Annotated in this window: 10 protein-coding genes; 4 read left to right on the forward strand and 6 right to left on the reverse strand. The window is 41.5% G+C overall.

Translation table 11 applies throughout. The features are described from left to right. Window positions 1-174 precede the first annotated feature (174 nt). The gene (locus ACX27_RS15500; RefSeq protein ID WP_062294164.1) at window positions 175-606 is read right to left on the reverse strand and encodes an EamA family transporter; all 432 of its coding nucleotides are present in this window, start codon (window positions 604-606) and stop codon (window positions 175-177) included. Between the two features lie 306 nt (window positions 607-912). After that, window positions 913-1,851 carry an alpha/beta fold hydrolase gene (locus tag ACX27_RS15505; protein ID WP_062294166.1) on the reverse strand — a complete coding sequence of 313 codons (939 nt, stop codon included), beginning with the start codon at window positions 1,849-1,851 and terminating at the stop codon, window positions 913-915. Between the two features lie 162 nt (window positions 1,852-2,013). On the opposite strand from ACX27_RS15505, the gene ACX27_RS15510 reads away from it, so the two are divergent. After that, window positions 2,014-2,886, forward strand: a complete 873-nt coding sequence (locus ACX27_RS15510) for a shikimate dehydrogenase (RefSeq protein WP_062294168.1) — start codon at window positions 2,014-2,016, stop codon at window positions 2,884-2,886. Window positions 2,887-3,060: 174 nt separating this feature from the next. Here ACX27_RS15510 and ACX27_RS15515 read toward each other — a convergent pair whose 3' ends face one another. Further along, window positions 3,061-4,737 (reverse strand): hybrid sensor histidine kinase/response regulator, encoded by a 1,677-nt coding sequence (locus ACX27_RS15515; protein WP_062294170.1) that lies wholly within the window; start codon window positions 4,735-4,737, stop codon window positions 3,061-3,063. Between the two features lie 2 nt (window positions 4,738-4,739). Then, window positions 4,740-9,671 (reverse strand): PAS domain-containing protein, encoded by a 4,932-nt coding sequence (locus ACX27_RS15520; RefSeq protein ID WP_062294171.1) that lies wholly within the window; start codon window positions 9,669-9,671, stop codon window positions 4,740-4,742. A 191-nt stretch (window positions 9,672-9,862) separates the two neighbouring features. Here ACX27_RS15520 and ACX27_RS15525 point away from each other — a divergent pair, with 191 nt between their 5' ends. Continuing rightward, window positions 9,863-10,117: a type II toxin-antitoxin system ParD family antitoxin gene (locus tag ACX27_RS15525; protein WP_062294173.1), complete on the forward strand. Its 255-nt coding sequence runs from the start codon at window positions 9,863-9,865 to the stop codon at window positions 10,115-10,117. After that, on the forward strand, window positions 10,117-10,368 hold the full coding sequence (locus ACX27_RS15530; RefSeq protein WP_083468751.1) for a type II toxin-antitoxin system RelE/ParE family toxin: 252 nt from the start codon (window positions 10,117-10,119) through the stop codon (window positions 10,366-10,368). The genes ACX27_RS15525 and ACX27_RS15530 overlap by 1 nt, the downstream gene beginning before the upstream one ends. Window positions 10,369-10,531: 163 nt before the next feature. Here ACX27_RS15530 and thrC read toward each other — a convergent pair whose 3' ends face one another. Beyond that, the gene (gene thrC / locus ACX27_RS15535; RefSeq protein WP_062294176.1) at window positions 10,532-11,623 is read right to left on the reverse strand and encodes a threonine synthase; all 1,092 of its coding nucleotides are present in this window, start codon (window positions 11,621-11,623) and stop codon (window positions 10,532-10,534) included. Between the two features lie 439 nt (window positions 11,624-12,062). Between thrC and ACX27_RS15540 the strand changes: the two genes are divergently transcribed. Further along, window positions 12,063-12,251, forward strand: coding sequence for a hypothetical protein (locus ACX27_RS15540; protein ID WP_062294179.1), 189 nt, complete (start codon window positions 12,063-12,065; stop codon window positions 12,249-12,251). 178 nt (window positions 12,252-12,429) lie between these two features. On the opposite strand, the gene ACX27_RS15545 is transcribed toward ACX27_RS15540, so the two are convergent. Next, entirely contained in the window at window positions 12,430-14,451 is a 2,022-nt protein-coding gene (locus ACX27_RS15545) for an iron uptake porin (RefSeq protein ID WP_335337699.1), read from the reverse strand. Window positions 14,452-14,630 lie beyond the last annotated feature (179 nt).

The raw sequence follows: 14,630 nt of genomic DNA on the forward strand, positions 1-14,630 counted from the left end.
ACAAACGTTCCAGTCTATCAGTCTGCTTTTGATGACGGCTGTGTGTAGATGACAAACTGACTCCACAGATTCAAATCAAACAAGACTTACGCACCAAAATTGTTTGTAGAGATTCCCTATTTTAAAACCTTATTTTTTCGTTGTTATGCGTAATTACTACTGTAATAGCGTATTTTAACGAATCAAAACCACTGTGCCAGCTAAAATCAAGCCAGTTCCCAATATCACTTGCGGCGTTAGTTGTTCTTTGAGAAACAGTGCTGAAAAAACTAGTACCAAAAGTAAACTTGATTTATCTAAAGGCGCAACTAAAGAAGCTTTCCCGATTTGTAAAGCTCGAAAGTAAAATAACCAAGATAAACCCGTTGATAAACCAGAAAATACGAGAAATAACAGGGTTTTAGGTGTAATTGTCAGCAGTGTATCTAGTTGTCCTTTGGCAAAAACCCAACCCCAAACCATGACTAAAATGACTACGGTGCGGATTGCGGTTGCTAAATTGGGGTTAATCGTCTCGACTCCTATCTTGGCAAAGATAGTGGTTAAGGCTGCAAAAAATGCCGATAGTAGGGCAAACAATATTGCAGTCGTTTCATTACTGAGCATTCAATCTCTCGAACAATCTGAACATTATTGAGAAATAATATCATTATTTGTTTAGGAAAAACGGTGCATATACTCTGAAGCAACACTTTTTATAAGCTAACATCCCTATTTTTGTTGAAAGTATATGTCATATCATGTCCGCTTGATTACTTACAAAAACCGAAGAATCCCACCCCGCCACAGCTACGCTATGTCTCCCCGTCAACGGGGAGGGGTTGGGGGTAGGGTGCAAGGATTGTGGGAATCACAACTAATTAACCGGACATCGTATCACTCGTTTTCACCAGGAATCATAACTTTACATTTCTACTCAGAAATAGATAGAACCCAATCTCGTAAAAGTTGATTTACCTGATCTGGAATTTCATCATGGGGACAATGACCAGCCCTGAGAAAATATTCAGTTAGTTGGGGGTAATATTGGCGGAACTTTTGCGAACGTTCTCGCGCCTTCATCCACGGATCAGCCTCGCCCCACAGTAATAATAAAGGACAAGTTAATCTTTGCAATAGCACATCAACTTTTTCCCCTTGAGGACTGCTAAACACAGAGACAAACACATCAAAAGCCCCAGTATCATAAGCAGGGCGAGAAATTTCTTCTACTAATTGGTCGGTAATTGCAGTTTTATCTAAATAAACTTTTTCTAAAGTGCGGCGAATTACCCAACGTTGTCGCACATATTGAAATATCAAAAATCGGGAAAAAGATTGTTGAAAAATCCACTTGACACTACTACCTAAGATTTTTTCTAGGGGTGATGGTTGTTTAGGTGGCTGGATTTGTGATTGTAAAGCTTCTGGTTCTGCTGTGGGTTGGACTTCGCTAAAAGGGCCAGCACTATTGAGTAATACTACCCCAGCAACACTATCAGGATATTGGGCAGCAACAGACAAACTTGCATAGCCACCAAGGGAGTTACCTGCAACGATCGCTCGGCGACCAATTACTTCACTGATAAAATCATGAAGTTGGTCACGCCATAAGTCTCCACTGTACTGTAGTTTAGGTTTAGCCGATCGCCCAAATCCCAACAAGTCGATCGCAAACACTTCAAAATCTTGATACAATCCACTAATATTCTTTCGCCAGTGGTCTGTGGAAGCGCCAAACCCATGTACCAATAGCAAAGGCGGACGTTGCGATTGTGAATTTCCTGCATGTACATAGTAAATTTTCTGCCCTCGCCACTGCCAATATTGCCCAGGAACCGGATTTGTCAAAGGGGCTGTACTAACTTGCATAATTTTAAGTAATGTTAAGTAGTTGTTAATAATTGTAGAGCAGGAGAGAGAAACAAGGGGGTAAGGGTATAGGAGTGTAAGGGTATAGGGTTGTGAGGGTGCAAGGGTGTACAGGGAAAATCTTCTTCTACCTTCTGCCTCCTGCCCCCTTAAGATTGACTAATGACTAAAATTACAGGCACTACCAAATTATTAGGGGTAATTGGACATCCGGTGGAACATTCGCTGTCGCCGTTGATGCACAATGCTGCGATATCAGAATTAGGATTAGATTATGTTTATTTACCTTTCCCGATCGCACCTGATAACTTAGAAATAGCGATCGCAGGTTTTGCGGCAATTGGGGTAACAGGTTTTAGTGTGACAATTCCCCATAAACAGGCAATTATGCCGTTATTATCAGAAATTACCCCCGTAGCCCAGGCGATAGGTGCAGTCAATACTGTGACTCGCCAAAATCAGCGATGGATAGGGACAAACACAGATATTGAAGGATTTATCGCCCCCTTACAAACAACATACCAACAAGATTGGAGTCAGAAAGTAGCGGTCATTTTAGGTAATGGTGGTGCAGCCAGGGCTGTAGTTGCAGGCTGTTATCAACTGGGTTTTGCGGAAATTTATGTGGTGGGACGCAATGAACAAAGATTAATCGAGTTTCGTGATAGTTGGGGGAGTTCACCCATAGCCGAAAAGTTGCAAGTTTATACCTGGGCTAGTCTAGCTAAATTGATTCCCCAAGCTCATTTATTAGTGAATACAACGCCCATTGGGATGTATCCGCAAGTAGAAAACTCGCCTTTAAGTGTCGCAGAAATGGCTGATTTACCCCAAGGTGCGATCGCCTATGATTTAATTTATATCCCCCAACCGACAAAATTTCTTCAACAGGCACAAAATCAAGGGGCTATAGCCATTGATGGGCTAGAAATGTTAGTGCAACAAGGTGCAGCCGCCTTAAAAATTTGGTTACAAATAGAAACTGTTCCAGTTGAGATTATGCGCCAAGCACTACGCCAACATTTAGGCTTATGAAAAAGTGCTGAGTCACCGAAGTTTGCTCAACGGGGGAAACCCCCGCACGCAACTTCTCGCTGAGTGCTGAGGGGGTAGAGGGGATGGACAAGGTAGAAAATTGTTTCCTTATCTTCCTTGTCGTCCTTGTCACCCTTATCACCCTTGTCCCCTGCTCCCTTCATGATCAATTTTTCACTCAACACGATCTGACAAGGTTAATGGTAATTGAACTATGAACCTTGTCCAACCTTGAGAACTAGTAACTGTAATATTTCCTTGCAGATATTCCACAAGTTTTTTGACCAAAGTTAAACCTAAACCTGTACCGCTATTAAATGTAGATTCGTCTTGCAGAGCTTGGTAAGTATAATCAAAAATTGATAATTTATCTTGGTTTTGATTTTGGGATGTGCGATAAAACGGTTCAAAGATTTGAGCTTGTTCTGTGGACGAAATTTCTACACCAGAATTGCTCACAATAATTTCTACCGCAGAGATTGGAACATCAGGTGGTTTCTCTGGAGGATTTGGCTGATTAGAGATTGTTGTTAGTTGAACGCCCACTGTGATACTTTCGCCCAAGGGTGTATGTTTACAAGCATTCATTAATAACTCTGATAAAATCCTGGTCAAGATAGCCAAATCAGTCGTAATATTGGGCAAATCAGACGGAATTTCAATTGTTAAAATTTGCTGTTGAGTTTGAGCAAGATCCTGATAGCTTTCAGTAACATGAGGTAGCCAATCTTGTAGACGAATAGAAGTTAATTCTAGAGGATACATATCTGCGTCTACAAAACGCATATTTAATAAATCATCTACTAAATTTAGTTCGCGTTCGCATTCGTAACGTAAGATGTTGATATAGTAAGCTACAGCATTTATTTCTGGAGGTTTACCAGACTGAATCATCCGTCGGCGATCGAGAATACTTTCCAGCATTGTAATTGCCATTTTCATGTTTGATAATGGCGTACGCATTTCATGAGAAGTAGCTGCAAGAAAATCTTCTTTTAACTGGTTTAGTCGTTGCAGTTCTGTCATTTGAATTTCTAACTGACGGGAGCGTTCATTGGCAAGGTTGCGCTCTTGAGTTAATCTGCGTTGGGTATCATCTCGAAATACTAAGACTGCGCCTGTAATTTTACCTTTATTGTCGCGTAGAGGAGCAGCACTATCCGCAATGGGAATAGCATTTTTATCTTTGGTAATTAATAAAGTGCGATCGCTTAAATATACAGTAGTTTCTTGTTGTAAAGCTGCATGAATGGGGTTTGATACAGGTGCTTTAGTTTGTTCGTCAACTAGGGAAAAAATTTTTTCTAATAATTGATTTTGCCCTTCTTGTAATTGCCAGCCTGTAAGGGTTTCAGCTACTTGATTCATATACTTAATTTGTAACTGGGGATTAACTACAATCACCCCATCCCCCATACCGCGCAACACAGTACTCAAAAACTGTTCTCGTTCATAGCGATTCAGTGCCGTTTGAATAGCAACATAGAGTTCTTGATCTCTGATGGGTTTGAGAATGTAACCAAAGGGAAAAGTCAGAGTTGCCCTTTCTACAGTACTTTGGTCAGAGTGACCTGTAACATAGATAATCGGGATTTGTAAATTATTCCAGATTGCTTCTGCGGCTTGGATACCATCACTTTCACCCCGTAATCTAATATCCATCAAAATCAAGTTTGGGCGCAATGCTGTTGCTTTTTCTATAGCGGCTTCTGCGGTATCTGCAATCTCAACAACGGTGTAACCCAAGGCTTCTAAACTTTCTTGCAAATTGATGGCAAGAATATACTCATCTTCCACAACCAAAACTTTTACTGTCTTGCTTGTGCTTGTATCGGAGGAGATATCTATCATATTCATGCCCTGCTTTTTGTAAAAGTAATTTTAAATTCTGTGCCTTGTTGAGAATTAACTTCCATCGTTCCTCTTAACTGTTTCACTAAACCTTGGACAAGAATAATACCCAAGGTTTTTGTGTATTTAGGATTAAAGTCTTGAGGCAGTCCAACTCCATTGTCTTGAATGGTTAATATCAAGTTGTAATTATCTTGCTGCTCTAAGCTAACGATAATTTCTCCTGTACTTTGATGAGGAAAAGCGTATTTTAAAGCATTGGAAACTAATTCATTGATAATCAAACCACAAGGGATGGCTGTTTCAATGTCTAAGCTGGCATTATTAACTTGGATTTTCAGTTTAATACAGTTAGGTGTGACATTGTAAGAATCAAATAAATGAGTGGTCAAATCGGGGATGTATTGAGCAAAATCTATGTTTGCTAAATCGGCGGAACGGTAGAGTTTTTCATGAACTAAGGCAATAGAAGCAATGCGGTTTTGACTATCACGCAGAATTGCTGTGGCTTCAGGGTCTTGTGTCCGTCGGCATTGCATTTGTAACAGACTACTAACAATGCCTAAATTGTTTTTGACACGATGATGAATTTCTTTGAGTAAAACCTCTTTTTCTTTCAGAGACGCTTTGAGTCGCTCTTGGATTTGCTTTTGTTCGGTAATGTCTTGGTGAACCGCAACGAAAACTTGTCCATACTCAGGATGCTCAAACATAGAAGTTGTCGCACTACACCAGAAAGGTGTGCCATCTTTTTTCACATTGTGGACTTCATAGCTGGCTTCACCATGTTGCAAAACAGTTGCACTGATGGCTTGATTCACTGCTTCAGCTTCCGCTTGATCCTTGGCATAATTGATAATTGAGATATGTATGCCAGTTAATTCATTAGTGTCATAACCAAACATTTTCTCAAACTTAGGATTGGCATAAACGATAATGCCATCGCTGGCGCGAACTAAGCAGATTCCTTCAGCCATGTTGCGCGTAATGACTGCTTGTAGTTCTAGCATTTGTTGAGCGTGTTTCTGCTCTGTAATATTAATACCACTACCAACGATGCGGTAAACACGGTGATTATCGTCTCTCAAGGGAGTCAGGCTGGTGAACCACCAAGTTTCTTGGCCTTTAAATGGTAAACATTCTTCATAAGTAATAGTTGTGCCTGCGTTGAGACAATCTTGATAATGTTGTCTTACCTTCGTCGCCGGAGTGGGAGGAAACAACTGTTCTGGGGTTTTGCCTTGCACATCATCGGAAATTAGACCTGTGAGTTTTTCGTGAGCAGTATTCAAACCGACATAACGAAAATCATCATCGACCACATCGACCACAAAAATTGCCTGGGCTACACCATCGTAAATACTGCGTAAAAAATTTTCTTTTTCTTGCAGTGCTTGTTCTGCTTGTTTGCGATCGCTAATATTAAATGCAACTCCTTGTAAGATTGGAGTTTTGCCATCGGGTGCTAATACTAAACGCGCCTGATCCTGTACCCAAATGACTTTGTTATCTTGAGTCATCATCCGATATTCAATGTTGAGAGGCTCTCCTGTTGCAAGTGTTGTTTGAACTGCTTGTAGGACAAATGGGTGATCTTGTGGATTGACAAAGTTTACCCAACTGTTGCAGAGGCCTGCTTCCCATTCTTGTGCTGGGACATTGAGTAATGTTTGAATTTGGGGACTGATGTAGGCAAATTCCGAAGTACCTGCGATTGGTGATGTGTAAACTACTCCGGGAATTTGCTCAACTAAAGTGCGATATTGCAATTCGGCTTGCTTGAGTTTTTCTTCTGCTAGTTTGCGATCGCTAATATCAATAATTACACCCAACATCCGAATTGGCTGACCCTCTGTGTCATAAATTCCATGTCCTTTTCCTGTCAGCCAGCGAATTTCGCCATTAGGAAAAATTACCCGATATTCTGCCTCAAAATTAGTATGATCTGCCAAAGCCTGGAGGACAGTTTGTTCAATTCGTTCTATATCCTCTGGATGAACAGCATCACGCCATAATTGATATTGGGCTGTTGATATTTCTGGATCTAAGCCTAGCAAGCGACAGTGATTGTCATCCCAAATCACTTCATTTGTTTGCAGATTCCAATCCCAAGTCCCAATTTGGGTATATTCTAATGTGAGTCGCTGTTGTTCTTCACTTCTAGTTAATGCTGCTTCTGCTAATTTGCGATCGCTAATATCAGTCACTCGTACCAAATTCATCACCTGCTCGGCAACTCGAATTTGTTTAATTGCAATATTTCCCCAAAAACAATTACCCTGCTGCGTAACGTACTCAATTTCTTGGCTCCAAAATCCTTGCTGATTCATTATTGCCAGGATATCAGCTACTTCCTGAGAACTAAATGGTCGTTTGTGCAGGGTTTGTCCTTCAATCCCAATTAGGTCAGCTTTACATCGCGCCGCAAATAATTCTACAGCCCGATGGTTGCAGTCGAGCGTTAATAATGTTTGGGGATCAACCAGAAACAGAGCATCAGCCGATTCGTTATAAATGGCTTCGAGCAAATCACGGCTCTTGATAATTTCTAATTCAGCTTGTTTACGCTCTGTAATATCGAGAACGGCTCCAAATAACTTGATACTTTTGGTTTCGGTATTGTATGCTACATCTGCTCTAGATTCTAAGTAGCGCATTGAGCCATCAGGCCGAATAATCCGATATTCCACGTTAATCGGGACTGCATCGACAATTGCTGCTAAAAAATGGGCTTGTAAACCTGGCCGATCATCTGGGTGAACCATTTGCAGAAATTCTGCTTGAGTTGGTGCTGGTTGAATTGGGCAAAGACCAAAAATCCGAAAGGTTTCTACTGACCAAATTTGCGGTTCATCACCCAAGTTCCATTCCCAACTGCCGACATGGGCGATATGCTGGGCAGCAGTTAGCTGTAATTCACTACGGCGCAATTTTTCTTCTGCCTGAATGCGATCGCGTAATGCCGCTTGTCGTTCGGTAATATCTCGGCCTTCAGGAATTAACAAAATAACTTCGCCCGTTTCGTCCTGGAGTGGACGCAAGGAAAAATCAATTGTTGCTACTTGGTGATTTGCTCCCAAAACATCCACTTCATAGCGGACAAAGTTTCCTTGAGTCGCTGAAGCAATTGCCTGTTTAAGTTGCTCTTGAATTTCTGGCGAAATTGTCCACCAGTGTGTTTCCCAAAATGGTCGATTAATTACGTCTTCCGGCTTAATTCCTGCAAAATCGAGCGCCGTTTGATTTGCTTCTAGCAAAGTTCCATCAACACTCAGCAGCCCGATAAACTGAAATGAATTGTTGAAAATGCCACGAAATCTACGTTCGCTGGCTTGTAAAGCCGCTTCTGCTTGCTTGCGTTCTGTAATATCTTGAGCAGTACCGTAAAGGCGTGCTACCTCTCCATTAGTATTAAACTCGGCATAGCCAATCCCCTCAACATAAATTTCAACATTGTCAACTCTAGTAGCACGTAGCACTAGTTTGTAAGATTCACCAGTAGCAATAGCACGCTTAACAGCTTGGTCTAATTTTTCTCGATCTTCGGGGTGATATAGCTGTAGATTTTCTGTATATGTGGGGGGTGAGAGTTTACTGTCGCGTTGAAAAAGTTCAAACAGCCCTTTTGACCAGCTAACTTTACCAGTGGCAAGGTCATACTCCCAGTTACCCAAACGAGCCACGCGCTGCGCTTCTTCTAACAAAGCTTCATTTTTGCGGAGTATTTCTTCAGTGCGTTTAAATTCTGTAATATCAACTACCATTCCATCCCAAGCTATGCGACCATCTTCCAACCGCCGTGGCGAGGAACGAAAATGACACCACTTCAGTTGATTACTAGGTGTACAGATTCGTAGTTGAATATTAAAAATACTGAGATGCTGTCTTGACTCATTCTCTGCGGCATGAAGTCGGGGGATATCTTCTGGGATAAACTGACTATAGAGTAGGCTGGCATCTTGGAGTGCATCTGCGGCGCTCACTTCCATGATGTTTTCAATTCCAGCACTTAAATAATAAAAGCGATCGCTACCATCTAATTCTCGAATGACTTTGTAAATTGCCCCATTCGGCAAGTTATCTCCAATCCGTCGCAACATCGCTTCCCGTTCTTGCAAAACCAATTCTACTTGTTTGCGGTCTGTAATCTCTCCTAATGAACCAACCAACCGCACAGGATTTCCTTGCTCATCCCAAACGGCTTTGGCGCGTGATCTAAACCATCCATAACTACCATCTTTACGGCGCAATCGATATTCAACGTTATAATCTGGGGCTTGTTTTAATAAATAAGCTGTTTGAGCTGCTATGACTTGTTCATAATCATTAGGATGTATGCGTTTACTCCATTCATCATCTTCATTGCTCAGTTCATGATGCTTATATCCCAACATTTCATACCAACGTTCTGAACGATAAGTTTGATTAGTTGTGATGTCCCAATCCCAAATCGCCTCACTCGTACCAGCCACAGCCAAGTGCCAACGTTCTTCACTGCACCGTAAAGCTGCTTCTATTTTTTGACGTTCGCTAATTTCTCGCGCTAGTTCTTTGTTTGTGGCTTCTAGTTGTGCGGGACTGGGAAAGGTTAGGGCTTGTGGCATTAAACGTATCAGTTCTAATGCTGTGTACAGTGATACTACAGATGCGATCGCTTTCATCCCGCCACTCAGCCAATATATAGGATGCCAAAGCGTCCAAATTTCTATCCAGTGAGCTGTGCCACAACTTAGCATCAATAAAGCAAACAGCAAAAAAATCCAGTTAAATGGTAAATCTCGGCGTTTGCGAATGAAATATAGTAGTGTGCAGGGAATAGAATAATAGGCGATCGCAATCAAACTATCAGATACAATATGCAGCCATAACAACATCGATTGCCCAGCATCGCTATGATTACAAGGAATCAACGGTATTTGCATAAAAATATTCATAAAGTTTTCTGAGACATAATTTCCCGCAAGAGTATATCTATCGTAAAGAATAGGTTTGATTTTTCACCCACATAATTTTGAATTGATCACCCTTGTGGAAAATGTCATACTGCGATCGCTAAAGTTCTGCCAAAGGCAACGTTTAAGAACCCTGATAACATAGAAGAAAGTTCAACTGAACTACCAAAGTTATGAGCAGTATTAATATTTCCTTACCTGAATCTATGAAAGTCTTTGTGGAAGAACAAGTCACTAAAGGTGGCTACAGTTCGGTAAGCGAGTATTTACAAGAGTTGATTAGTCAAGAGCAAAAACGCCAGACACAAGAACACATAGAAGAACTTTTAATTGCCGGGCTTGAAAGTGGAGAAGCAATAGAAGTTAATGATGAATGGTGGGAGCAAAAACGCACGTACCTAACAAATCACCTGTATGAAGACCAATAATGGCAAAACGCATAGTCATTACACCCAAAGCTAGTTTAGACATTGATGAGTGTTTTGCGTACATTGCTCAAGAAAACCCCGAAACAGCTCTTATATTTTTTGATTCCATAAGAGAAACTTTTGCACAGTTAGCTAGAATGCCTGGAATGGGGAGTAGTTATCCTTTAGATAACTTACGTTTACATGGTTTACGTAAGTGGGTTGTTAAAGGATTTAAAAGGTATCTAATTTTTTTATTGCGAGCGAGATGAAAGTATTGAAATTATACGCATTCTCCACGCTAGGCAAAATATAGAAACGATTCTAGACCACGAATGATATTGATACGCAACAGGTAAATAAAACCCCCAACTTTTTCACAAAGCTGGGGTTCTAGTTGTCAATCAAGCGATCGCATATTGCCAAAAACAACTTTTAAAATCCCATTGCAGTGGCTACATCTTTCAGTTCTGCTGGGATGCCTTGTTTAAATTGACTGTCACTGTGCTTAATTGCTGTATCAGGGTCTTTCAAACCATTACCAGTCAGCACACAAACCACTGTTGCACCTGTGGGTACTTGGTCTTTAACTTTTAATAATCCCGCCACAGAAGCGGCGCTGGCTGGTTCACAGAAAATACCTTCGGATGCAGCCAACAATCGATAAGCGTCGAGAATTTCTGCATCGGTGACAGCCGCAAAACTTCCTTGACTCGCTGTTTGCGCGGCGATCGCTTTATCCCAACTAGCTGGATTCCCAATCCGAATGGCTGTGGCGATGGTTTCGGGATGGGTGACTGGTTGACCGTTGACTAAGGGTGCGGCACCTGCGGCTTGGAATCCCATCATTTTGGGCAGGCGATCGCATTTACCTGCTTGGTGGTATTGACAAAATCCCATCCAATATGCTGATATATTTCCCGCATTGCCCACGGGGATACATAGCCAATCGGGAGCGTTACCCAAAGCATCAACAACTTCAAAGGCTCCGGTTTTTTGTCCTTCTAAGCGGTAAGGGTTAACGGAATTTACCAAGGTTACTGGGTAACTCTCAGCCATATCCCGGACAATTTCTAAGGCGCGGTCAAAGTTACCTTTAATTGCTAAAACTTCTGCACCATACAATAAAGCCTGTGCTAATTTGCCCAAAGCGACGTAACCATCAGGAATCAAAACAAAGGCTTTCATCCCGCCACGTTTAGCATAAGCGGCGGCGGCGGCGGAAGTATTACCTGTACTGGCACAAATTACGGCTTTTGCGCCTGCTTCCTTGGCTTTGGAAATGGCCATTGTCATTCCCCGGTCTTTAAAACTGCCGGTGGGGTTGAGGCCATCGTACTTGACAAATACATTCACTTGTCTGCCAATGCGTTCTGCGATCGCCGGCACCGGAATTAAGGGAGTATTACCCTCTAACAAGGTAACAACAGGCGTTTTGTCACTGACAGGTAAGTATTCACGATAGGCTTCTATCAGTCCGGGCCAAGGTTGGCGATGAGATTTAGCAACAGACAAGCTCACAGTCACAGGTTTTAACAGTTTTTCACTAAAGATTGATCAATTATGGATACGAAAGCTAATGTTTAGCTTTCTTTATCCATCTATTCCAGAAAAATATTATCTTTGTTTGGTGTAGTTTTTGAGATTTTTTATTTCGTGCAGATAGTACAGTTTACCATAAAGCCTTTGTACACCCATGTTTTTTATGACTTAAGAGTGAGAGGAAAAATCAAGGGTTTCGGTGAGGCTGAAAGGCTTACACCCCTATACCCCCACACCCTTACACCCATTCTCAACAGACAAACGTTGGAACACTCCTGTACTCATCGCCGTCACTTATCACAAAACTCACAATCCATTAAATGATGTGATTAAAAATATACAATCATTTAACAAACCTTAAACCGACATTACTATAATATTTAATATTGGTGTGAGTTGAGTTGTGTATCTATTTAATATAACGATGTCTACATCTAGTGTTTCAGAACGGAAATCCCAAGCTGCTTTAGTTAACGAACTAAACAAGTCCTATTATCAAGCAGATCAGCAAGCCAAGTTTAAGCACCTGGAAGCAGAGGTAGATTCTCTGTTACAGCAGTTGCAAAACTTGAAAGAGCAAAGGTTAGCGGCTACTAATTCTGACGAAGAATAAGTTCTCTTAACCAGAGCGATCGCCTACATAACATCAACCTGAACCTTTAATAAACGCTTAAAACCTTAGTTGAAACAATTTTCTAACCAGAGAACCTAACTTTGGCGATCGCTATTCAAACCTCAACAAGTTTTGACATTGAAAACCTGCTGTACAGATTACTCTACCACTACCCTAATTATGGGGGTATGGGTACACTACTGATCTTCTGTACATGGTTAGAGATTTTATTGTGAATATATGGAAAAAGCTGTTTGAGCAGGTGAGTACTCAAACAACTTAGCTGAAAAGTTGTATTGAGAATTTCTAGAACCGGAAAGTTGTCCGAATTGTGCCGACATAGATAGTGTCGTTTTTTGCTGTTGTGTTCGGGGTTGAACAGAATGATAAACCCTGGAGTAATTGAGATATTGCTATTAACTTGATAACGATACAAAGCTTCTAAATGGTAGGAAGTATCGCTATCTTCCCGACGCGCACTTGTCGCCGTCAGAGTGCGTGGCCCGTAATCATTGCTTGTCACCTTTGGCGGCTGACCAAAGATAATCCCACCGACATTACCTTTTTTACCCAAGTCGGGAAATCCTAGAGTCACAGCCCAGTTCCAAATATCGGCTTTATCACCTCTATTGACTGTATTGGTAACAGAGTTTCTTCCAGAACTAGCTTCGGCGATCGCCTGTGTATAACCCACCCAACCAGATAAGATGAATTTATCACTCAACTTGTAACTACTTTGAATGCCATAGTGATTAGCTGATGTGGCAATGGGAATTGCAGTCGTCCCAAAAGGATTATTGGCAAATGTACTTCCTTCCGAACCGGAGACATTCACATCACCAGTTGCGACTCCATTACCATCAACCGCACTAAAGTAAGAATGGGCGTAAGTAAAAGCCAGAGTCAAATCTTTATTTGGTTGAAACGCCACTTGTCCTAATGCGCCATAACTCCCATCAAACAAACCTCTACCATCAAGAGGATTTTCCGCATTTCTGGCTATATAACCGCCCGACAAGGTGATAGCATCACTCAACTTGAAGATAGCACTGACACCAGAACCTCTACCAACCGCCAGACCAGAGTTACTCGCACGATAAATTGGTGCAAAACGACCAAACCTCGATATAGCCCCTGTCGTTGCAGCTGAAAATAAGGGGTTAACTGTGTTGAAATTATCAAAAAATGAACCGCCAATAGCATCAACCGTCACATTCAACTTATCCCCAATCGGGAAGTTATAAAATAACTTGGCCAAGCCAAAACTATTGTCTGGCTCAAGAGTTGTATCCCAAGCCAACCGCGTCATATTCGTCCCAGAAACTTGATTTGTCGCATTGAAAGCCAGAGTATTATTCGCTCTCAATATCAGGCGTAAGCGGTCTTGACCGTAAAAACTGGAATCAAAGATGATTCGCACCCGGTCAGCAAAAATTGTGTTATCTTCCAAGTCCCGTCCGCCAGCACTTCTATAAGCTGCGGCTTCTCTGGCGGCTCTACTTTCACCAGGGGTATTATTGATAGTCCGCCACGCATCGGAAGTTAAAGCTTTTTCATCACCATACACACCACCAAAGGTCAAGATTACATCCCCGGATAATTTGGTCGTGGTAGAAAACTGATTGGCTTCTAGTTCGGCGGTGCGTGCTTCCAATGGGTCAATTCTGCCACGCAACTCAACTAAACCATCAGCAAATTCTTGTTGCAGCTTTTGTAAGGTTTCTAAGTCTTCTTTTCTCACAGCGTCGGCGGTACTTGTGGCAATTAGTGCATTAATTTTTTCCAAACAAGCATTTAAACCAGCTGCAAATTCATAGCGCGTCATCGCCCGATTACCCCGATAGGTACTGTTAGGATAACCTGCAATACACCCATATCGCTCAACTAAAGATTGTAGTGCTTGGAATGCCCAGTCTGTAGGTTGCACATCCGATAGTTGCGATACGGATGTTACTTGATTCATAGTATCGGAATTATCAGCTTCTTGGGTTAATTCTGATACAGAAGTTTGATTAATTTCAGTTGCCGTTTGAGCAACAAGAGTATCTTGTAATTGTGGTGAAACTAACTTGATACTTTCTGCTTGTAATTCATCTGGAGATTCAATTACAGAATTTGCTAATGCCTTTTGATTCGTAACGACACTAGCAAGTAGCAGTATTGGACTGATCCATACTGCGCTGCGTAAAACACTATTCATGAGCCTCACACCTGAACTTAACTACACCAGTAGGTTGGTAAAAGTATATACTAAACCAATAAAGTTGGTAAAGTTAGTCTATCATGGGTTAAGGACAGTTTAAAAGTTTACCCAGCAAAGTTGTGTGGGAATGTTAACAACTCAAGAAAATACTCACTCTGCTGGGAGGAAGAGCATAG

The organism is Nostoc piscinale CENA21, from assembly GCF_001298445.1.
Lineage (GTDB): Bacteria > Cyanobacteriota > Cyanobacteriia > Cyanobacteriales > Nostocaceae > Nostoc_B > Nostoc_B piscinale_A.